Annotated in this window: 19 protein-coding genes; 9 read left to right on the top strand and 10 right to left on the bottom strand. The window is 71.3% G+C overall.

Going from position 1 to position 19,260, the window contains the following annotated elements:
- Window positions 1-190: 190 nt before the first annotated feature.
- Together D7V97_RS07155 and D7V97_RS07160 are read left to right on the top strand one after the other, a co-directional pair.
- A complete protein-coding gene (locus tag D7V97_RS07155) occupies window positions 191-1,162 on the top strand; it encodes a PDR/VanB family oxidoreductase (RefSeq protein ID WP_120609847.1) in 972 nt (323 codons plus the stop codon).
- A gap of 82 nt (window positions 1,163-1,244) precedes the next feature.
- Window positions 1,245-1,922 (top strand): RDD family protein, encoded by a 678-nt coding sequence (locus D7V97_RS07160; protein ID WP_120609848.1) that lies wholly within the window; start codon window positions 1,245-1,247, stop codon window positions 1,920-1,922.
- Between the two features lie 64 nt (window positions 1,923-1,986).
- Here the strand turns inward: D7V97_RS07160 and D7V97_RS46610 are convergent, their stop codons facing one another.
- Entirely contained in the window at window positions 1,987-4,335 is a 2,349-nt protein-coding gene (locus D7V97_RS46610; RefSeq protein WP_120609874.1) for a serine/threonine-protein kinase, read from the bottom strand.
- A 276-nt stretch (window positions 4,336-4,611) separates the two neighbouring features.
- Between D7V97_RS46610 and D7V97_RS07170 the strand changes: the two genes are divergently transcribed.
- From D7V97_RS07170 to D7V97_RS07180, 3 genes are all read left to right on the top strand, one after another.
- Window positions 4,612-6,363, top strand: coding sequence for a S8 family serine peptidase (locus D7V97_RS07170; RefSeq protein ID WP_120609849.1), 1,752 nt, complete (start codon window positions 4,612-4,614; stop codon window positions 6,361-6,363).
- Between the two features lie 352 nt (window positions 6,364-6,715).
- Window positions 6,716-6,967, top strand: a complete 252-nt coding sequence (locus D7V97_RS45765) for a hypothetical protein (protein ID WP_233582555.1) — start codon at window positions 6,716-6,718, stop codon at window positions 6,965-6,967.
- A 152-nt stretch (window positions 6,968-7,119) separates the two neighbouring features.
- Window positions 7,120-8,283, top strand: coding sequence for a cytochrome-c peroxidase (locus D7V97_RS07180; RefSeq protein ID WP_120609851.1), 1,164 nt, complete (start codon window positions 7,120-7,122; stop codon window positions 8,281-8,283).
- A gap of 22 nt (window positions 8,284-8,305) precedes the next feature.
- On the opposite strand, the gene D7V97_RS07185 is transcribed toward D7V97_RS07180, so the two are convergent.
- The 4 genes from D7V97_RS07185 to D7V97_RS07200 form a co-directional block, all read right to left on the bottom strand.
- On the bottom strand, window positions 8,306-9,742 hold the full coding sequence (locus tag D7V97_RS07185; protein ID WP_120609852.1) for a M24 family metallopeptidase: 1,437 nt from the start codon (window positions 9,740-9,742) through the stop codon (window positions 8,306-8,308).
- A 52-nt stretch (window positions 9,743-9,794) separates the two neighbouring features.
- A complete protein-coding gene (locus tag D7V97_RS07190; protein WP_147444721.1) occupies window positions 9,795-10,103 on the bottom strand; it encodes a hypothetical protein in 309 nt (102 codons plus the stop codon).
- A gap of 79 nt (window positions 10,104-10,182) precedes the next feature.
- Window positions 10,183-11,412, bottom strand: coding sequence for a kelch repeat-containing protein (locus D7V97_RS07195; protein WP_120609854.1), 1,230 nt, complete (start codon window positions 11,410-11,412; stop codon window positions 10,183-10,185).
- 149 nt (window positions 11,413-11,561) lie between these two features.
- Entirely contained in the window at window positions 11,562-11,876 is a 315-nt protein-coding gene (locus D7V97_RS07200; protein ID WP_120609855.1) for a DUF2171 domain-containing protein, read from the bottom strand.
- Window positions 11,877-12,047: 171 nt separating this feature from the next.
- On the opposite strand from D7V97_RS07200, the gene D7V97_RS07205 reads away from it, so the two are divergent.
- Window positions 12,048-12,245: a hypothetical protein gene (locus tag D7V97_RS07205; RefSeq protein ID WP_120609856.1), complete on the top strand. Its 198-nt coding sequence runs from the start codon at window positions 12,048-12,050 to the stop codon at window positions 12,243-12,245.
- 7 nt (window positions 12,246-12,252) lie between these two features.
- Here the strand turns inward: D7V97_RS07205 and D7V97_RS07210 are convergent, their stop codons facing one another.
- The 3 genes from D7V97_RS07210 to D7V97_RS07220 form a co-directional block, all read right to left on the bottom strand.
- Entirely contained in the window at window positions 12,253-13,266 is a 1,014-nt protein-coding gene (locus tag D7V97_RS07210) for an ABC transporter ATP-binding protein (RefSeq protein ID WP_120609875.1), read from the bottom strand.
- A gap of 131 nt (window positions 13,267-13,397) precedes the next feature.
- Window positions 13,398-13,682, bottom strand: coding sequence for a DUF427 domain-containing protein (locus D7V97_RS07215; protein WP_120609857.1), 285 nt, complete (start codon window positions 13,680-13,682; stop codon window positions 13,398-13,400).
- A gap of 36 nt (window positions 13,683-13,718) precedes the next feature.
- Window positions 13,719-14,546, bottom strand: coding sequence for an alpha/beta fold hydrolase (locus D7V97_RS07220; RefSeq protein WP_120609858.1), 828 nt, complete (start codon window positions 14,544-14,546; stop codon window positions 13,719-13,721).
- Between the two features lie 186 nt (window positions 14,547-14,732).
- Between D7V97_RS07220 and D7V97_RS07225 the strand changes: the two genes are divergently transcribed.
- The 3 genes from D7V97_RS07225 (at window position 14,733) to D7V97_RS07235 (ending at window position 18,135) form a co-directional block, all read left to right on the top strand.
- Window positions 14,733-16,820 carry a HEAT repeat domain-containing protein gene (locus tag D7V97_RS07225; protein WP_120609859.1) on the top strand — a complete coding sequence of 696 codons (2,088 nt, stop codon included), beginning with the start codon at window positions 14,733-14,735 and terminating at the stop codon, window positions 16,818-16,820.
- 131 nt (window positions 16,821-16,951) lie between these two features.
- Window positions 16,952-17,548 (top strand): hypothetical protein, encoded by a 597-nt coding sequence (locus tag D7V97_RS07230; protein ID WP_120609860.1) that lies wholly within the window; start codon window positions 16,952-16,954, stop codon window positions 17,546-17,548.
- Window positions 17,549-17,661: 113 nt separating this feature from the next.
- Window positions 17,662-18,135 carry a hypothetical protein gene (locus D7V97_RS07235; RefSeq protein WP_147444722.1) on the top strand — a complete coding sequence of 158 codons (474 nt, stop codon included), beginning with the start codon at window positions 17,662-17,664 and terminating at the stop codon, window positions 18,133-18,135.
- Between the two features lie 61 nt (window positions 18,136-18,196).
- Here the strand turns inward: D7V97_RS07235 and D7V97_RS07240 are convergent, their stop codons facing one another.
- Together D7V97_RS07240 and D7V97_RS07245 are read right to left on the bottom strand one after the other, a co-directional pair.
- Complete coding sequence (locus tag D7V97_RS07240) at window positions 18,197-18,613, bottom strand: hypothetical protein (protein ID WP_120609862.1); 417 nt, start codon at window positions 18,611-18,613, stop codon at window positions 18,197-18,199.
- A gap of 52 nt (window positions 18,614-18,665) precedes the next feature.
- Entirely contained in the window at window positions 18,666-19,199 is a 534-nt protein-coding gene (locus D7V97_RS07245; RefSeq protein ID WP_233582556.1) for a hypothetical protein, read from the bottom strand.
- Window positions 19,200-19,260 lie beyond the last annotated feature (61 nt).

The raw sequence follows: 19,260 nt of genomic DNA on the forward strand, positions 1-19,260 counted from the left end.
CACCCACGCCTCCCCGCCCTCCATGGCAGCACGGAGGGCAGACAGGCGGGCAGCACCCACTGTCCGGAAGGCCGCAGGCGGACACGACCAGACGCCACTCCCCCGGCTCACCGGCCGTCCCCACCGTGCCCGACATCCGACGCCAGGACGACCTCGCGCGGGCGGCGGGAAGGGACACAGGGGGCACACCGTGACGACGAAGACGCTGCGCGTGAGGGTGGCTCGCATCACCCCTGAAGCCGAAGGCATCCGGTCCTACGAGCTGGTCGCCGAGGACGGCGGCGCCCTTCCCGCCTTCGAGGCCGGCGCCCACCTGGACGTGCGGGTGCCGACGTTGGACGGCCTGCGCCAGTACTCGCTCTGCAACGACCCACGGGAGACGCACCGCTACGTCATCGCCGTGCAGCGCGACGCGAACGGGCGCGGCGGTTCGCGGGCGATGCACGACCACGTGCGCGTGGGCGACGTGCTCACCGTGAGCGAGCCGCTCAACGACTTCCCGCTCCTGTACGGGCGCAGCTACGTGCTCATCGCGGGCGGCATCGGCATCACCCCGCTGCTGTCCATGGCGCGCGTGCTGGAGCGCACCGGCGCGGAGTGGGTGCTGCACTACTGCTCGCGCAGCGCGGACCGGACCGCCTTCACGGAGCTGTTGTCCTCGCCGTCCTTCGCCGGCCGCGTGCACCTCCACCATGACGGGGGCGATCCCGCGAAGGGCCTGGACGTGAAGGCGCTCCTGGCCACGCGCGGCCCGGGCACGCGGCTGTACTGCTGCGGCCCCGCGGGCCTGATGAAGGCCGTGCGCGAGGCGGCGACGCTGCACCGGTGGCCCTGGGAGAAGGTCCACTTCGAGGCCTTCACCGCCGAGGGCACCTCCGCCACCCGCGAGCAGGCGGAGGAGGAGTTCGAGGTGGCCCTGCGCAGCACCGGCCAGGTGCTCCGCGTTCCGGCCGGAAGGAGCGTGCTCAACGTGCTGCGCACGCACGGGGTGAAGGTGGAGAGCGACTGCGAGGCGGGCTCGTGCGGCACCTGCCTCACCCGCGTCTGCGAGGGGACGCCCGAGCACCGCGACACCTTCTTCCAGCAGGAGCCCGCCGGGGACGCGCGCATGCTCGTCTGCGTCTCGCGTGCACGTTCCAAGCGGCTGGTGCTGGACCTGTAGTAGGAGCACAGGGCCGGGACGCTCGCGGGAAGGGAGCGCCTCCGCCGCGCGGGCGGCCCATGCTCGCGCACGAGAGAGGCTGATGAGCGACGGGACGCTGTTCTCCATGGAGACGATTCCCACCGAGGCCCAGTACCAGGGCCGGCTGTGGGTGGCGGATCTGCTGGACCTCACGGGCGCGGCGCTCGTGGGATGGGGCGCGGTGCGCGCGGCGGAGCAGGTCTCCACCGCGGGCGCGCTCGTGCTCGCCGGAGCCGTGGCGTGGTTCGCCCTGTCCGCGGTGGGCGGGCTGACGGGCCGCACCCCGGGCCGTCACTTCCTGGGCCTGCGGCTGGAGCGCGGCGAGGGACGCGCGCCGGGCCTGGGCACCGGCCTGCTGCGCGGCCTCACCGCGCCGGTGGAGCTGCTGCTCCAGGTCGTGTTGCAGCGCCGGCCCCTGGACACGCGGCTGGGCGTACACGCGCGGCCGATTCCGGGCGGCGCGCGCGGCTGGGTGCGGGGCCTGCTGCCCCAGCTCGTGGGAGTCGCGGTGCTCGCGGGCGCGGTGTGGAGCATCGTCACGCCCACGCGCCAGGAGATGCTCCAGTACCTGGACTCCACGCTGACCGGCTGGCACTGCTGCCACGGCACGCGCGAGGTGACGTGGCAGTGCCGCACGTCCCTGTCCCGCGCGGTGCGCAACGCGAAGGGCGGCGACGCGGAGGTGGAGAAGCTGCTGCGCGCCGAGTGCCCCGTGGCCGCCGCGCGACTGACGCCCTGAGGCACGCCAACCCGTAGGGCCCCCTCGATGAGGGCCCTCCGAGGAGGGCTACTCGGGGGAGGCGCTAGTCCGGCTTGCCCAGCACGAAGTCGCCCTGACCTTCCTTGCAGGTGACACGCACCATGCGGTCGCCCACGCCGGGCGCGCTCGACTCCACCTTGAAGTAGGGCTCGCGCACCTGGACCACGTGCCGCGAGTAGGGCTCCAGCTTCGCCATCAACGCCTGCTGCCGCTTCGCCAGGACGATGGTGCACCGGGTCCAGACGCGGGTGTCGTTGTTGATGAGGGTGAGGGTGCGCTTGACGTTGCTGCCCAGCAGGCCGTCCATCGTCGCGAGCCCCAGGAGCGGGGACGGCTCCGGGGGCTTCTCCTCGCGCACCGGCTCCGCGACGGGCGTGGGCACGGGCGCCGCGGGCACGGCGGCACGCGCGGGCAGCACCACGAAGCGCAACCCCTTCGCCATGTCCGCTTCGTCATCCAGGCGCAGGGTGAGCTGATCCCGCTTGGGACGGATGCTCTCCACGCGGGCCTGCCCCAGCAGGGGACGCTTGTTGGAACCGCTCGCGACCGGCGGGCCCACCACCTGCAACGACGTGCCCGCGATGAGGCCGGGCCAGGCCTCCACGGCCACCACGCGCTGGCCGCCGCGCGTCTCTTCAATCTCAGCCACCGGCGTGGTCACGGTCACCGAGCGCGGGGGCTTGCGAACCTTCGACACCGACGCCGTCTTCACCGGCTTGTCGGGCACCACCACCGGGGGCGGCTCGGGCGGGACCGGCACGGGCTCCGAGTCCGGCGCCTTGTTCACCACGCCCTCCGAGTGGGTGGGCGGCGTCACCACAGGAGGTGGTGCCACCACCGGAGGCGGTGCCACCACCGGAGGCGGTGCCACCACCGGAGGCGGTGCCACCACCGGAGGCGGTTCGGCCGCGGCCAGCACCGGCGCGGTGGGCGGCGGCAGCGGCGCGGGGGTCCCGGTGGGCGCGTTCGCGTGGATCACATACGCGGTGAGGCCCGCGGTGACGCCCACCAGCAGCAGCGCGGCCACGGCGATCCGCGCCACCGGCCTGCGCCGCTCGGACGGCTCCACTGCCTGTGACGCCGATGCCACCGCAAGCGGCGAGTCCGGCACCCGGTGCACCGCGGTGGCGCCCAGCGCGGACTCGTCCGGGGCCTCGTCGCTGCGGGCCACGCCGCCGGAGCCCGGGCCGCGCGCCACGCCGCCGGAGCCCGAAGCGTGGGACACGAACGTGCCGGAGGGGCCTCGCGCCGCGTCCTCCCGTTCAATGCGCCCGGTGTCCCGCCGTCCCGCGTCGCTCCCGGGCCGCAGCGCCGTGGCCTGGAAGCCAGGGGCCTGATCCGGGCTGCTCCCGGGGGCGCCGTACAGGCCGGTGCCGGAGTTGCCGCGCGGGGCCGGCGGCGGCGTGCGGCGCTCGCCGGTGACGCTGGAGGCCAGCTTGCGCTGCTCGGCGAAGGCCTCCGGGCAGAGGGCGCGCACGAACTCGCCCACCTCTTCGGCGCCCATCGCGGCCCCGGTGCGCAAGAGCTCCGCGTTGAGCGCGCGGCCGAAGTCGTCCGCTCGCGCGTAGCGGTCCGCCGGCACGGGCGCGAGCGCGCGGCGCACGACGGCCTCCAACGAGGGCTCCACGTCCGGCCGGAGGTCGCCCAGGGGCGGGACCACCGGCTGCGACATGGCGGCCATCATCTCACCCACGGTGCCGTGGGGAACGAGCCCACGGCCCGCCAGCATCTCCCACACCACCACCGCGCAGGAGTAGATGTCGCTGCGGTGGTCCAGGGGCTCCGCGCGCACCTGCTCCGGCGACATGTAGCCCAGCTTCCCCATCACCGTGGCCGGCAGCGTGTACTTGCTGCGCGCGGTGGACTTCGCGAGGCCGAAGTCGATGACCTTCACCTCGCCCTCGTACGACACCATCACGTTGTGCGGGGACACGTCCCGGTGGACGATGCCCAGGGGATCGCCGTCCGTGCCCGTCTTGCGGTGCGCGTACCCCAGCCCCTCCGCCATGCGCTGGCCGATGTAGAGCGCCACCGGCGCCGGCACCGACCGCCCCTGCACCCGCGCCTGCTCCAGCAGGTAGCCCAGGTCCACGCCCGCCACGTACTCCAGCGCCATGTAGTAGGTGCCGTCCGCTTCACCCATGTCGTACACCTGGGCGATGGACGAGTGCACCAGGTGCACCAGCACCTTGGCCTCGTGATGGAAGCGGTCCAGGAACTGCCGGTCCTTCACCAGCGCCGGCAGGATGGTCTTCACGATGCAGGGCTTCTCGAAGCCCGCCGCCCCGGTCAGCTTCGCCAGGTACACCTCTCCCATGCCGCCCTGGCCCAGGAGGTGGACGAGCTCGTAGCGCCCGAAAAACCGAGGGGACTCTGAGGGTGCGGTGCTCATGGCTTCGGCGCGGGAGCGCAACACGGACTCCCCCATGGAATCAAGCCGCGCGCCTCGCTTCCCTGCCTTCTTTCCAAGCCTTGGACACCGCTCGCGCCAAAAATGGAAAGTCCCGGAGGTAACGGAAAACCTGAAGCTGGCTTCCTGCTGACAACAACCGCGGTGTGCACCCGCGCACGTCCGGGGCCGCGCGCCCCGCCGGACGTTGCCGCTTTGGCGCCGGATGCGTTCCCTGAGTGTGCCTCCCGTGGATCGTCGTTCTGGAAGGAGTCGGCCATGATGCGATGGGGATTCGTCGGTTTGCTGGCGCTGGTGGCGTGTGCGCCGGAGTCGTCCAGGCAGGCCCAGTCACAGGCGCGGGTCTGCCCGGGCGTCATCGCGGGCGAGGTGACGCAGGGTCAGGGACTGGATGGGAACCAGCCCTCGAGGGAGCCGGACGACGGCCGCACGGCGACCATCATCCGCTTCCGCAAGGTGAGCGGCACACAGGCCTCGCGCGTCACCGCGGCTGGCGCTGACCTGGCGCGGGATGTGGGCGCGAAGGTGAGCTTCGTCTACCGCAACATCCCCGCGGTCGCCGCGCGCGTGACGCCCGAGGAGCGCCGCGAGTTGGAGCAGAGCGAGCTGGTGGAGAGCATCGAGGAGGACCAGGCGTGGTTCGCGCAGGGGCTGACGCCCGGCCTGCTGCCTGCCCCGGTGATGGCGGCGGCCCAGGGCGTGCTGCCCACCGGGGAGTACACGGACGCGCTGCGCATGGTGCAGGCGCCGGAGGTGTGGGACGCGGACGAGGACGGCGTGCTGGACGTGGGCGCCCCCACCGGCGCGGGCGTGAAGGTGTGCGTCGTCGACAGCGGGCTGGACCTGGGGCACCCGGAGCTGCAGGGCGCCGTGGTGGCGGGCCGCGACTTCCTGGACGAGGACGACGACGCGAGCGACAAGGGCGAGGCGGGCCAGTGGGGCATGGGCCACGGCACGCACGTGGCGGGCATCATCGCCGCGCGGCCAGGCCAGGGCGGCGTCACGGATCCGAAGTCGCACCCCGGCGGCATGGTGGGCGTCGCCCCCGGGGCCTCGCTGCTCATCGCGCGCGTGCTGGACCTGCAGGGCCAGACGCAGATGAGCGTGGTGTTGTCCGCGATGGAGTGGTGCGAGTCCCAGGGCGCGCGCATCGTGTCGATGTCGCTGGGCGGAGGCACGGCCACGCGCAGCTCGGTGGACGCGTTCAAGGCGGCGCTGGACCACGGCATGCTGATCGTGGCGGCCGCGGGCAACCAGGGCGGGCCGGTGCTGTACCCGGCGTCGGATCCGTCCGTGGTCGCGGTGGGCGCGGTGGACGCGCACGAGCGGCGCGCGGGCTTCTCCTGCGTGGGGGCGGAGCTGGACCTGATGGCGCCCGGCGTGGACGTGCTGTCCAGCTTCCCCCGGGGCCTGGGCGCCTTCTCGCAGATGTCCGTGAGCGACACGCAGCCGATGTCGCGCTCGCTGCTGTTCTCACCCACGGGTAACACCGCGGGGATGCTGGTGGACTGCGGCCTGGCGGATTCGCTGGACACGTGCCGGGGCGCCACCTGTGACGGCTTCGTGGCGTACGTGCACCCGGGCATGGTGCCCATCGACCAGGCCATGTCCAACGTGATGATGCAGGGCGCGCGCTCGGTCATCTTCGGCGCCGACGACGGGCCCGCGGGCAGCGAGGTGGACATCCTCGCCCTGCCCCGCCGGGGGCACTGGGCGCCCGCGGTCAGCGTCAACCAGGCCGCGAGCACCATGCTGCGCCAGCGCATGGGCAGCCACGCCTGGGTGAACCTCTTCCCGGTGGACTACACCCACTCCTCCGGCACCTCCATGTCCGCGCCCTTCGTGAGCGGCGTGGCGGCGCTGCTCTGGAGCGCGAGGCCGGAGCTGACGCCCCTTCAGATCCGCCAGGCGATGCAGGCCTCCGCGCGCGACCTGGGCACCGTGGGCCGCGACCCCGTCTACGGCCACGGGCTGGTGCGCGCGAAGGACGCGTTGCAGCACCTGCCGTGAATCCCCATTCTCAAGAGGCGGGAGGAAGACCGGGCGGATGTTGACGAGCAGAAAATCCCCCGCACGGACGCAATCACGAACGCACTCCCTCGTGGAATGAACTCGCGGCGGGATTGTACGTGGCGCGCGCCGATGGCTGCCGGGAGGGCAGCCAGGCCGGCGTGAAAACCCTTTCATTCTTGAATTGAGGATATCCATGTTGCGAATTGCTGTTGCCGCCCTGGTCCTTGCCGCCACTGCTTGCGCCTCGACGTCGAGTGGTGCGGCGGCTGGAGGGCGTGGGGGCAACGCCACGGTCACGGGCAGCGTCACGTACCCGGAGAGCGGGCTGCAGGGGAACCCGTGCACTTCCGTGAGCGTGAAGGTGACCGAGGGGAACTCCGCGGCGCTGGGGTCGGGTGAGGTGAAGCAGAGCCGCAACAACCGCTGCAGCTTCACGGTGGCCGGCCTTCCGGACGGGACGGACCTGCAGGTGGCGTTGGTGGTGGATCCGGGCCTGAAGTGCGCCAACGGCGCGGCGCCCACCGCGACGCCGGGGCCCACGACGATGAAGATCGCGAAGTACGCGGCGCCGGTGGTCAGCTACAAGCTCACCTGCGGGTGAGCCGGAAGCACTGAAGCACTGAAGCACTGAAGGGCTGGGGACGCGCCATGTCATGGGGCGTCCCCGGTCTTCCGGGTAGCGGGAGACCTGGCGGGTGGGTTCGGCCGGGACCATTGATTGCTGAACACAAGGGGGCGAAGCTTCACCGGCCCATGTCCCTGTTCCGTCTGCGTACCGCCGTGCTCGCCCTGGCCCTGCTGGGGACGGGTTGCGAATCCGAAGCCCCCTTTCCGAGTGAAGACGAGCTCGACGCCCTCAACACCCTGCACACGCCCAGTGCGCGTCCGGACGTGGACCCCACGAACAAGTGGGGCGACAACCCGGACGCGGCGGCGCTGGGGCACCGGCTGTTCGATGATCCGGGGCTGTCGCGCTGCGGCACGGTGTCCTGCCGCAGCTGCCACGACGGCGAGGGCTACACGGTGGAGACGGCCACGGCGGAGGGCTGCGGGGGCCAGCGCACGGAGCGCAATCCGCCCAGCCTGCTGAACGCGGGCTACAACCGCTGGTTCATGTGGGACGGGAGAGCGGACCGGCTCTGGTCGCAGGCCATCCTGCCGCTGACGAACCCGGTGGAGATGGACTCGGACGCGGTGGTGGTGCGCGCGCGGCTGGTGGCGGAGCCCGCCTATACGGCGGCGTACACGCAGCTGTTCGGCACGGCGCCCGCGGAGGAGCAGGACGGGGACCGGCTCCTGGCCAACGTGGGCAAGGTGCTGGCCGCGTACCAGCGCACACTCAACCGGACGGACGCGCCCTTCGACGCGGACGTGCGGCGCTTCCTCCAGGCGGTGCAGGCGGGCACGGCGGAGCAGGACCCGGCGTACCTGGGGCTGAAGACGTTCGTGCGCAAGGGCCAGTGCGTGGTGTGCCACAAGGGCCGCGCGCTGTCGGACGACAAGTTCCACAACATCGGCCTGAAGGACGCGGGCAACGGCAAGCGCGGCCAGGCGGACGCGGTGGACGCGCTCCTGTCCTGGACGTTCAACGCCGCGGGCGTCTTCAGCGACGCGCCCACGGGCACGGACGCGGCGCGGCTGTCCGCCCTGCACACGCAGGCGCAGAGCAAGCCGCAGGAAGTGGTGGGCGCCTTCCGCACGCCATCCCTGCGCAACGTGGCGCTGAGCGCGCCGTACATGCACACCGGCGCGGAGAAGTCGCTGGAGGATGTCGTCGAGTTCTACAACAAGGGCGGCGACGCGGACGGCAGCTTCGTGGGCGTGCGCACGGAGACCATCGTGAAGCTGGACCTGAGCAGCGAGGAGAAGCAGGCCCTGGTGGCGCTGCTCAAGTCCCTGACGGGCGCGGCGCGCTGACGCCTTCCGCGCGCTGAAGCTTTCAGCGCACCAGGTGGAAGGACGTCTGGCGCTGGAAGGCCCAGCGCACGGCGCCCTGCGCGTCCAGCACCACGTCCTCCTCCTGGCCGGAGCGCACGGGCTGCTGGTTCCACTCCGGGACGGGGGTGGTGGCCTGCAGCTCGATGGAGAACCAGGACTGGGGCATCACGCGGTGCTCGCCGTTGCCGGGCACGCCCTCCTGGCGGTCCCACATGCCAATCATGGGGCCGGCGCCGTGGCCGTTCAGGCCGATGGGGTGCGAGTACACGGTGCCGTCGATGCCCTCCGCCTTCATGCGCGCGAGCGCGGCGCGGAGCACCTCGTTGCCGGCGAGGCCCGGCTTGAGCTCCCCGATGACGATGTCCTGGAGCCGGTTGGAGGCCTTGAGCGCGGCCTTGAGGCCGGCGGGCGCGTCCGTCTCCCCTTCGCGCAGCACGTAGCCCATGTGCTGGGTGTCGGTGTTGAGGCGGAGCGCGGTGATGCCGAAGTCGCAGTGGAGCACGTCGCCGCGCTGGATGACGGGGTTGTCGCCGAGCTGTTCTTCGGTGCTGCCCTTGCGCTGCACGTCCACGTCGGGCTGGAACCAGGTGTCCAGGCCCTCGTCGGCGAGGCGCTGGCGCATCCACCACTCCACGTCCTTCGGGGTGGTGACGCCGGGGGTGATGACGGCGTTGGAGAAGGCGGTCTGGATGATGTTCCAGGCGTGCTTCGTGAGGTCCTCGAAGAAGCGGACCTCGTCGGCGCTGCGCCAGCCGAGCATGTCCAGGGGCAGGCCACCCGCGGGCTTGAAGCGCTTCACCCAGGTGGGGCCCAGGGCCTGGGCCATGGCTTCGTATTCGCCGTGGGTGAGGCCGTCGGCGAAGGCGATGGCGGGGGACACGTCGATGGCGATGGACTGGGGCTTGCGCTCCTCCACCACCTGCTTGAGGAGGGGCCACTGTTCGGGGCCGAGGAGCTCCGCGGTGCGCTGGACGCCGCCGCTGTTCACGCGCTGCGGCGCGCGGAGGACTTCATAGAGGCCGCCCTGCGAGCTGCCGCCCAGGGCCAGCCGCTCCACGCCCTTGTCGCCGCCCCGGTCGAAGAAGACGTAGATGGTGCGGCGGCGCGCGGCGAAGGTGGTGGGGGACACGAGCGCCTTGAAGACGGGGTCTTCGTTGTGTTCGCGCATGGGGATGATCCACATCTGCACGCCGTACTTGCGCATCAGCATGGGCAGCGCGGTGTCCAGGCGTTCGCGCAGCCAGGCCTGCTGACGGTCCGCTTGTTCGCGCAGGGTGCCGAAGGGGCGCTCCGGCGCGGCGGGGGCGACAGGCGCGGGCGCGATGGCCACGGGAGCCGCGATGACCGGGGGATCCACCTTCGCGGGGGTGACGGGCGCGGTGGCGCAGGCGGAGGAACAGACGAGCGGGACGACGAGCAGGTGTTTCCAGGAGCGCATGGGCGCGCAGTCTGTCACGCGCTCCCGCGTGGCGCCGCACCGATGCGCGGCGTCACGACAGGCCTGGGGGCGCGGCGCGGGGGCTGACCTTGCGCAGCTCGTGGAAGTGCTCTCGGACGAAGCGCGCGGCGTTGAGCAGGGCATCCACGGGCCCGACGCCCACCAGGCTCGCGGTCAGCGGGACCTCATGTCCGATGAGCACGGGGCAGTACCAGTCGCCGTTCGCGTCCTGCGGGATGGGCGCGGGCCTGCCCATCGTGACGCGTGAGACGTGCGGACGTCCGTGGTCGTCCTCGAACGACCAGTAGTCGTCGGCCACGGGATCATCGATGGACGTATGCCGTGGGGGGCCAGGGGACATGGACGCACTCCGTGGATGGGACTCACGGCAGCGTGCGCGTGCCATCCCGTACCTGTCCATCCCCCCCTGGCCCGAGCCGTCAGTGAACAGGCTCGCCGCCCGGCAGCGCGCCCGCCACGCAGGGTCCGCAGTCGAGCGTTCCCCCGCAGCCGTCCGTCGTCACACCGCAGCCCGGACCTCGCGACTCACACGTCACGGGCATGCAGGGGGCCGGGACGTACTCCTCGCTCGTGGCCAGCGTGCCCAGCTCATTCACCCCGCCCACCACCAGCACCGTGCCCCGGCGCAGCCACAGCGCGCCCGCTTCGCCTCTCGGCTCATGCAGCGTGGGCGCTTGCGCCCAGGTGCCTCGCACCGGATCAAACCGCTCCGCCGCCGCCAGCGTGCCGCGCGTGGAGTGCTCGCCGCCCAGCACCAGCACCGCGCCCTCCGCCGTCACCAGCGCCGCATGGTGCTCGCGTGGCAGCTCGGGCGGATCCACCCGCTCCCATGCGTTCCGCTCTGGCACATACACCTCCGCCGTCCGCGCCGCGCGCTCCGTGGTGCCGCCCACCACCAACACGCGCCCGTCCGGCAACAGCGTCACGGTGTGCCCCAGCCGGTGCGTGCCCGCCGCGCCTCCCACCGTGCCCGCCTTCTCCCAATGGCCCGTCACCGGGTCGTACAGCTCCGCCTGCAACCCACTCGCGAACAGCACCTGGCCCGACCGCAGCACCACCGCCGTCCCCGCGCCTCCCCGCACGAAGCCCGGGGCCTCCGCCGGCCGCCATACCCCCGTCGCCGGGTCGAACAGCTCCGCCGAACGCACCGGCCGCAGGTCCACGTCCGTGCCGCCCGCCACCAGCACGCGCCCGTCCGGCAACAGCACCGCCGCCGGGTCGTTGCGCGCCTCGGCCAGCGACGCAGCCACCGTCCACGTCCCCGTCTCCAGTGCGTACAGCTCCGCGCTCGCCAGCGCCCCCACCGTCACGCCGTTGGAGCCGCCCACCACCAGCACGCGCCCGTCCGCGAGCCGCACCGCCGCGTGGTTGCGCCGCGCCGTGCGCAGCGCCCCCGTGGGCCGCCAGCGTCCGGTGTCCGGGTCGAAGACCTCACAGCTGCCCAGCGTGCGGTGCCCGTCGTGCCCTCCCGCCGCCAGCACCCGCCCGTCCTCCAGCGACACGTAGGGCAGCAGCCGGCGCGGCGTGGACAACATGCCCGGGACGACGGGCGCCTCCAGGCCTCCCGCGTCCGCTCGCGGCACGGGCCCGCACGAGAACATCACTCCCAACCACAGCGCCGTGACGCAAGATGTCGAAAACCGTCGCATGACCCCACCCGGACGTCTGACCGAGGGGTCCGTCTACCGCGCCGGTCTGACACGCCAGGCCCGCCAAGACCCAATGATTCCAGGGCCTTGCCCTGCCCGCCGGGTTGGAATGCCCCTGCTGTCCGAGGGCCTTCCGCGACGCTCGGACGTCAGTGCCGCACGGGATCCACGGGGTTGTTCAAGGGCTCCGCGTCGATGCCCTTGCTGTCGCGCGGCGGCAGGGCTCCGCCGTCGTCATCCACCTCCAGCGTGAGCTGCGAATGGTCGGCCGGCTTGAGCAGGACCTCGTCCCCACTCACGGCCTCCACGTCGGAGTACTCGATGAGGTAGTCGCGCCGGGGAATGGGAATGAGGCCCTGCTCCAGCTCGAAATGCGTGTCGCCCACGCCGGCCACCCGGCCCAGCGTGCGTCCGTCAGCGCTGCGCACCGCCATGCCCTCGCGCACCTCTCCCGCGTGAATCATCGTGTCGCTCCTCGCCGTGGCATCTCCTCCCAAGGTGGGGTCGCTCCCACTGCCGTGCGCGTCGTGGCGGGCAGCCCGGGGAGCCCCCGGGCAGGCACCTTCCACGGCAGGGAGCCGGCCCCGCGTGCTCGGGGTGACGGTGCCTACCGTTCCTGTTGGAGGACCCCCACGATGCTGCTGGAACTGTCGAACGAGGAGTCGCGCGTCCTGAAGGACACGCTGGACGCAGCCCTGCGCACGCTGCTGGATGAGATCGCGCACGCGGATCAACGCGAGTTCAAGGAGGCCCTGCGCCACCGCTACGACCGGCTCCATGACCTCCAGCGCCGCCTGGAGCCGCTCGTGGAGAGCGAACAGGTCTACGCCTGACGCGACGTCACAGCGCCCGCCCCGTCTTCCCATCGAACCGGCGCAGGTAGCGCACATCATGGCGCAGCCACACCGGGGCTCCGCTCGCGGCGCGGAAGTCTCCGGGCGCCCTGGCCACCAGCCGCTCGCCCCCTGTCTCCACCGTCACCCAGACCTCCGCGCCCATGGGCTCCACCAGGTACACGCGGCCCTCGCGTGCATCCTCGGGCCGGGGGCCCTGGCCCACTTGCAGGTGCTCCGGCCGCAGGCCCAGCACCGCGTCCTCCGCGGGCAGCCCCAGCGTGTCCGGCTTCACCAGGTTGATGCGCGGCGAGCCGAAGAAGCCCGCCACGAACAGGTTCGCCGGCGCGTCGTAGAGTTCGCGCGGCGGGGCCACCTGCTGCACCTCGCCCTGGCTCATCACCACCACGCGGTCCGACAGCGTCATCGCCTCCGCCTGGTCGTGCGTGACGTAGATGAACGTGGCCTGGAGCTGCTCGTGCAGCTTCTTGATCTCCCCGCGCATCTGCGTGCGCAGCGCCGCGTCCAGGTTGGACAGGGGCTCGTCGAAGAGGAACACCTTGGGCCTGCGCACCAGCGCGCGTCCCAGCGCCACGCGCTGCCGCTGTCCTCCCGACAGCTCCTTCGGCCGGCGCGCCAGGAGCGCCTCCAGCCCCAACATCGCGGACACCTCGCGCACCCTCGCGTCGATGTCCGCGGGCCCCATCCCCGCCACCTTCAGCGGGAACGCCAGGTTCCCCGCCACGTCCAGGTGCGGGTAGAGCGCGTAGCTCTGGAACACCATCGCGATGTCGCGCTCGCGCGGGGACAGGTCGTTCACCACCTGCCCGTCGATGCGCAGCGTGCCGCCCGACAGCTCCTCCAGCCCGGCGATGAGGTTCAACGTCGTGGACTTGCCGCAGCCGGATGGGCCCACCAGCGACACGAACTCGCCGTCCGCGATGTCCAGCGTCACGCCCTTCACCGCCGCCACCCCGCCCCGGTACACCTTGCGCACGTCCTGCAGGGACACCGTCGCCACCCGCGCCACCTCCACCGGAATCGAGAAGGCGGCCAGCATCGCCGCCCCCGCGCGTCCCACAAGCCCGTCCCCACCGGCACGTACGGCCCCGGACATTCGAGCGCGCCCGGAGCCATTCGCGCCGGAGCCCGCTACCGCTCCACCGTCACGCCCTTCCAGAAGGCCACGTGGTCCCGGATGTTGGCCGCGGCGGACTTCGGCTCCGGGTAGAACCAGGCGGCGTCCGGGTTCGTCTTCCCGTCCACCTCCACGGTGTAGTAGCTCGCCTCGCCCTTCCACGGGCAGGTCGTGTGCGTGGTGCTGGGTTTGAAGTGCTCACGGCGGATGCTGTCGGGCGGGAAGTAGATGTTGCCTTCCACCGTCTCGAAGCGCTCGGTCTGCGCGAGCACGACGCCATTCCATTTCGCGACTGGCATTGAAGCAGCCCTCCTGGGCCTTCCGGTAACCGTGCGTCACCCGGTGTGCGCGGTGTTCGTGGACGCATGCTGGGTGAGGAAGGGGGCAAGCTCCGCGTTCACCAGCGCCGGCTCCTCCACCGTGGACGAGTGCCCGCCGCGCGACAGGCGCACCAGCTTGGAGCCCGCGATGAGCGAGTGGATGCGCTCCGCCTTCGCGGGCACCGTCGCGCGGTCCTCCTCGCCCACGATGACGAGCGTGGGCGTGCGGATGCGCGGCAGCTCGTCCGCGACGCTCTTGCGCTGGATGACGCCGTTGACCGCGCGCCAGATGTCACGGCGGTTCTGGCGCAGGCGCGCGGCCCACAGCGCCCGTTCGGCCGCCCGGCCCGGGTCGGTGAGGAACGACGTGCCGAACATGATGCGCATCACCACCCCGGTGACGGGCGCAAGCCCCAGGTAGCGGGCAACGAGGTTGAGCGCCGTGTACTTGGGCACGTTCGCGGTGGGCTCGGGGTCGGTGGACGTCTCCAGCAGCACCAGCGAGCGCAAGAGGTCCGGCCGGCGGGCCGCGAGCCGCAGGCCCACGAAGCCGCCCATGGACAGGCCCACGAAGTGGACGGGGCCCACGCCCAGCGACTCGATGAGCGCCACCGCGTCCGCGTACACCGTCTCCATGTCGATGACCGCGTCGGGCGGCACCGCGCTCTGCCCCTGCCCCCGGTGGTCGTACGCGATGCAGCGGAAGCGGCCTCGCAGCGCCTCCACCTGCGGGTCGAACAGGCGCGTGCTCCAGAGGAGGCCGTGGCTGAAGAGGACCACGTCCCCCGCGCCTCCGGTGTCCTCGTAGTACAGCCGGGTTCCGTTCACGGACCGCATGGGCATGGGCAGGTCTCCCTGGGTAGGTGCTGGTGACTGGCTCCTGGCAGCCGGCACCCTAGTCCAGCGCTCCCCGGGAGCGCAGCCCTACCCGGGAGGGCGGTGTCCACTGGAGGAGAGGGGCTGTCCGGCCTCACTCGGAGGGCCGCTTGTGCCGCCCGGCGGTCCGGGGGAGCATGGACGCACCTCCGGATGCGCCCTTCTCGCCCTGTCCTCGTCTCCCTCGCGGTGGTTGCCGTCCTCGCCGTGGGGGTGGGTTACGCCCTCCGCCCGGCGTCGTCCTCCGCGCCTGTTGCGTCCACGTCCGCGGTCACGACCCGGCCTCCTGTGGCTCCGGTGGACGCGGGAGGCCCTGCCGCGCCCGTGCCGGTGAAGACGGCGGAGGCGTCCCCCAAGGCTCCGGCGACGGCTCCGGCGAAGCCGAACCGGTTCGTGGGCTCCGAGGTGTGCGCGGACTGCCATGAGGAGCAGCACACGGGCTGGAAGCACGACTGGCACGCGCGGGCGCTGTCCCCGGCGACGAAGCAGTTCGTGGTGGGCACGTTCACGGGCGCGGGCACGCACTTCAAGGGCGAGTCCAGCGAGGCGTGGGTGCGCCGCGATGCCAGCAAGTACCTGATGCGCACCAAGGGCGCGGACGGGAACCTGGGCGAGTGGCCGGTGCAGTGGGTGGTGGGCGGCAAGCGGATGCAGGACCCCATCACGCTCTTGCCGGACGGGCGCTGGCAGGTGTTGCCGGTGTACTTCCACGTCACGGGCAAGGGCGAGTGGGTGGACTACTCGGAGAAGAAGCAGGGTGCGCTGGCGCCGGACCACCCGTTCTTCTGGGCGAACTTCCGCCGGAGCGCGCAGCACGCGTGTCTGGACTGCCACGTCACGGGGCTGGACGCGCGCTATGACCGCGCGAGCCACCAGTGGGAGACGAAGTTCGCGGACGCGGGCGTCGCGTGCGAGTCCTGCCACGGGCCGGGCGGGCGGCACGCGGATTCGCAGGCGGAGGAGGACATCGTCCAGCCGGCGAAGCTCTCTTCGGAGGCGGGCTTCGCGGTGTGCGCGCAGTGCCACGGGCCGCGCCGCACGCTGTTCCCGATGCTGGACGCGGCGCACCGCTTCCAGCCCGGCCAGCGCTACGACGCGAACTACCAGCCGATGGTGCTGTTGGTGGGCAACGAGCGCTCCGGCGACTTCTTCAACGACGGGCGTCCCAGCACGTCCAGCTTCGAGTACCAGTCGCTCATCCAGTCGCGCTGCCACATGGAGGGCGGGGCCACGTGCCTGACGTGCCACACGGCGCCGCACGACCCGCATGCGCCCAACGAGGTGAAGAAGCCGAAGGTGACGACGGCGCGCACGTCCGCGAACGCGGCGACGTGCCAGGGCTGTCACGCGGAGGTGGTGGCGCAGGGAGAGAAGCACACGCACCACAAGGCCGCGGCGGCGCAGGACTGCATCGCGTGTCACATGCCGCCGGTGGTGTCGGGCGTGTTGGATCACTTCGCGGACCACGCGCTGGACGTGCCGGTGCCGAAGAACACGGCGCGCCACGACGTGCCCAACGCGTGCAACAGCTGCCACGCGAAGGAGACGCCGGACGCGATGGACGCGGCGCTGACGAAGTGGTGGCCGAAGGCGGACGCGCGCCAGCAGCGGCGGCTGCGCCTGGCGGATGCGTTCGACGAGAAGACGGCGGCGTCCAGCCGGGGGCCGCTGGAGGCGGTGCTGGCGGACACGACGGAGGCGGGCACGCTCCGGGGCGCGGCGGCGAAGTTCCTGGCGCGGCGGTTCAAGCACGACGTAGTGCCGGCGCTGCGGGCGACGCTGAAGAGCACGACGGACAGCACGTTGCGCTCGGACCTCATCGACGCGCTGGGCAGCGTGAATGCGCGCGAGGCGGCGGAGGACCTGGTGCCGCTCTTGAATGACGGCTCGCTGTGGGTGCGGCAGGGCGCGGCGCTGACGCTGGCGGCCTTCGGCGACGCGCGGGCGATGCCGGCGTTGCAGGCGCTGGCGACGCAGCCGGAGACGAGCGGGCTGGTGCAGCCGCACGTGATGCTGGGGCAGCTGGCGATGCGCCGGAAGGACGTGACAACGGCGACGCGCGAGTTCGAGCGGGCGCTGGACCTGCAGCCCTACAACGCGGACGTGCTGGTGCGGCTGGCGGACCTGTACGTGGTGCAGGGCAACGTGGCGAAGGGCCGCGAGCGGCTGGAGGAGGCGCTCCGGTTTGATCCGCAGAGCCGCTCGGCGAAGCAGCGGTTGTCCATGCTGCCGGTACCGTGAGGAGAGGACACAGGCTGAGGCTTCCGGGATGGCTGGGCCTGGGCCTCGCATTGGCATGCGCGCAGCCTGCCGCGACCCCTGGAGTCATCCAGGGCAATGCGCGTGACGCTCTCGAGCGCATCCCGGGCCCCATGCCGGGCTTTGGACCCTTCGACACGTATTCGGACGCGCTCATCTCTGCCTGCTCGATGCTGCTGAAGCAGCCGCAGGCCACCGCGGGACGCCGCTCGGACATGAACTTCCAGCTGCGCTGGGAGCTCTCACGGGAATACTGCGCCTGGGTCTATTACACGCCGGATGAGCGGTTCGAGATGAGCATGATGTCCGTGACCCCTATCCAGGACGCGCGTGGCAAACGGACCTGTCGCCTGCCGCCCACGGTGGACGATGCCCGGTATCCTCCCGAGAGCATTGGCTACGTGTACCTCCTCCACACCCATCCCTATGCAGGCGAGCTCACGGAGCAGGACATCCGGTACATCGTCGCCATGGGACTGGCGCATGGATGGGAGGTGAAGACGAAAGCGGGGATGCTCCGGCTGTCCCTGGTGGCGTTCTTCTCGGCCTCGAATGACTTCGCGAATCCCACCTGCGACGGCTTCTTCCAGTACACGCCCACGACCGGTGATCTGTCCAAGTGGACGCATGAGCGGGATCAGTGGAGTCGCCAACCCCTTGGCACCGTCGTCTGGACCGACGAGCAGACCTATCGGATCGACCGCCACTAGGCGCACGGTCAAGGAATCGACGAAGAGGGCCCATGGCGACAATGCGCTTCATGCTTCCGGCGGCCCTGCTGTTGGCGGGCTGCCTGCGGACCCCGCCCACGCGTGATGCGTGGGTGAGTGATACGTCCATCGACTTCCCTGCCTTCTTCGAGCATCCCGCCGTGGAGGCAGGTGCCGACGGAGGAGCTGTCGAGCTCACCGGCACCGTCCTGTGCGCGCTTGAACTCGCCGCTGCTGACTTCCTGGGCCCGCAGCGTGCCGACACGCCCTGCCCTGACCGACGCGAGGCGCATCGGTACAGGGTCATTCAGCAGCAGGGCATCGTCTTCATCCGGATTGATGAAGATCCCCGGTTCTGCGGCCTGACTGTTCCAGGGCTGCACTCGGGAGCCCAGTACGCGGTGGGCAGCGATGGCAGGATCCTCCGGCGGCTCCGGGATGGAGAACCGGGTTCATCGCTGACGCCAACGGACGCGGGGCCTGTCATTCCGGTTCCTTCATCCGAGGTCGGCCGGTCGTTCGATCCGCCGGATGGCTCCGTCCCCCTGCCATTCCTCATCGGCCCCGGCTGGGATGCAGGGACCTGACAGCGCGGATGTGCTGATTCGGCTGGCGGACCTGCATGTGCTGCAAGGCACCCGTGAGCGCTCAATGCTGGACGGCGAGGATGCGCCGTCCTGTCACGTCCACGGCATAGGTCGCGCCCATGTCCATGAGGGGCCCCTGCTTTTCGCAGAGCTGGGGCTTGAGCGTGATCTGCACGAACGTCACGCCGTCGGGCCCGGGCGCCGCGGTGACGTCATACGACTCGCGCTGGTAGAGGCAGAGCTCCTCCTCGGTGGCGCCCTTGTGGGGCTTCAGGTCCAGGGGCCGGAAGTCCTCCAGGGCCAGCTGCATCGCGGTCACCACGCCGGCCGGGAGCGTCTGGGCGTCCGCTGGCAGGTCGAGCGGGAACTGGACGCGCGCCGCTTCTTCCGGCGGGGCATGGACAGGCCGAGACGCACGCTGAAAGAGCGCGCAGGCAGGGAGCAGCAGGCACAAGGGCAGGAGCAGTGCGGGCTTCATCGAGGCTCCACGCCAGCCTGGCGCTGGATTTCGGATGTGCATGGGATGGGGGCTACTCGTCGACGGCGGTCATGAGCCCGACTCCTTTGTGCTCTGGCTTGACGATACCAATGAGCGCCCAGCTCTTCCCGCGCCGTTCGTAGACTTCTCCCGGCCGGGCTTCGCCGATGTAGGGCACCAGCTTCATCACCCTGCACTTCGTGTCGAACTGGAGCCGGATGGAATACCGCTGACGCGCCTGGGTCCGGTCTGGCCTGGACATGCGCGAATCCGCCCAGGGATGGCTGTGGTAGTCCGCGTGAATGCTCACCTCTCCGCGCGAGTCCCGGACGAGGTTCGGCTGCTTGCAGCTCTTCTGCTTCTCAGGGATCGCTTTCAGCACAGGGCCCAGGGGAGACGGCATGCTCGCCGAATAGGCACCGCCTCCAACGGAATAGAGGACCCCACAGTACTCCTGCCCGTACTCGCGCCCCTGGGCGCGCGGCAACTGCATGACGGCGGGACAGAGCTGATCGATGACCGCATCGATGTCGGATGAGGGCTGGATGGCGTCCCACGGGCCTCTCACCCAGACGGCGCCCTCCATGAGGCCATAGTCGCGCTCCTCAAGAGGAGCATGCGGGGTGCCAGCACAGGACATGAGCCCA

Source organism: Corallococcus sp. CA053C, from assembly GCF_003611675.1.
Classification (GTDB): domain Bacteria; phylum Myxococcota; class Myxococcia; order Myxococcales; family Myxococcaceae; genus Corallococcus.

What these genes read in the sequence shown, in the direction of transcription:
- D7V97_RS07160 (WP_120609848.1), top strand. Translation starts at nt 1,245, where the DNA reads ATGAGCGACGGGACGCTGTTCTCCATGGAGACGATTCCCACCGAGGCC.
- D7V97_RS46610 (WP_120609874.1), bottom strand. Translation starts at nt 4,335, where the DNA reads ATGAGCACCGCACCCTCAGAGTCCCCTCGGTTTTTCGGGCGCTACGAG.
- D7V97_RS07170 (WP_120609849.1), top strand. Translation starts at nt 4,612, where the DNA reads ATGATGCGATGGGGATTCGTCGGTTTGCTGGCGCTGGTGGCGTGTGCG.
- D7V97_RS07180 (WP_120609851.1), top strand. Translation starts at nt 7,120, where the DNA reads ATGTCCCTGTTCCGTCTGCGTACCGCCGTGCTCGCCCTGGCCCTGCTG.
- D7V97_RS07185 (WP_120609852.1), bottom strand. Translation starts at nt 9,742, where the DNA reads ATGCGCTCCTGGAAACACCTGCTCGTCGTCCCGCTCGTCTGTTCCTCC.
- D7V97_RS07190 (WP_147444721.1), bottom strand. Translation starts at nt 10,103, where the DNA reads ATGTCCCCTGGCCCCCCACGGCATACGTCCATCGATGATCCCGTGGCC.
- D7V97_RS07195 (WP_120609854.1), bottom strand. Translation starts at nt 11,412, where the DNA reads ATGCGACGGTTTTCGACATCTTGCGTCACGGCGCTGTGGTTGGGAGTG.
- D7V97_RS07200 (WP_120609855.1), bottom strand. Translation starts at nt 11,876, where the DNA reads ATGATTCACGCGGGAGAGGTGCGCGAGGGCATGGCGGTGCGCAGCGCT.
- D7V97_RS07205 (WP_120609856.1), top strand. Translation starts at nt 12,048, where the DNA reads ATGCTGCTGGAACTGTCGAACGAGGAGTCGCGCGTCCTGAAGGACACG.
- D7V97_RS07215 (WP_120609857.1), bottom strand. Translation starts at nt 13,682, where the DNA reads ATGCCAGTCGCGAAATGGAATGGCGTCGTGCTCGCGCAGACCGAGCGC.
- D7V97_RS07220 (WP_120609858.1), bottom strand. Translation starts at nt 14,546, where the DNA reads ATGCCCATGCGGTCCGTGAACGGAACCCGGCTGTACTACGAGGACACC.
- D7V97_RS07225 (WP_120609859.1), top strand. Translation starts at nt 14,733, where the DNA reads ATGCGCCCTTCTCGCCCTGTCCTCGTCTCCCTCGCGGTGGTTGCCGTC.
- D7V97_RS07230 (WP_120609860.1), top strand. Translation starts at nt 16,952, where the DNA reads ATGCCGGGCTTTGGACCCTTCGACACGTATTCGGACGCGCTCATCTCT.
- D7V97_RS07240 (WP_120609862.1), bottom strand. Translation starts at nt 18,613, where the DNA reads ATGAAGCCCGCACTGCTCCTGCCCTTGTGCCTGCTGCTCCCTGCCTGC.
- D7V97_RS07245 (WP_233582556.1), bottom strand. Translation starts at nt 19,199, where the DNA reads ATGGAGGGCGCCGTCTGGGTGAGAGGCCCGTGGGACGCCATCCAGCCC.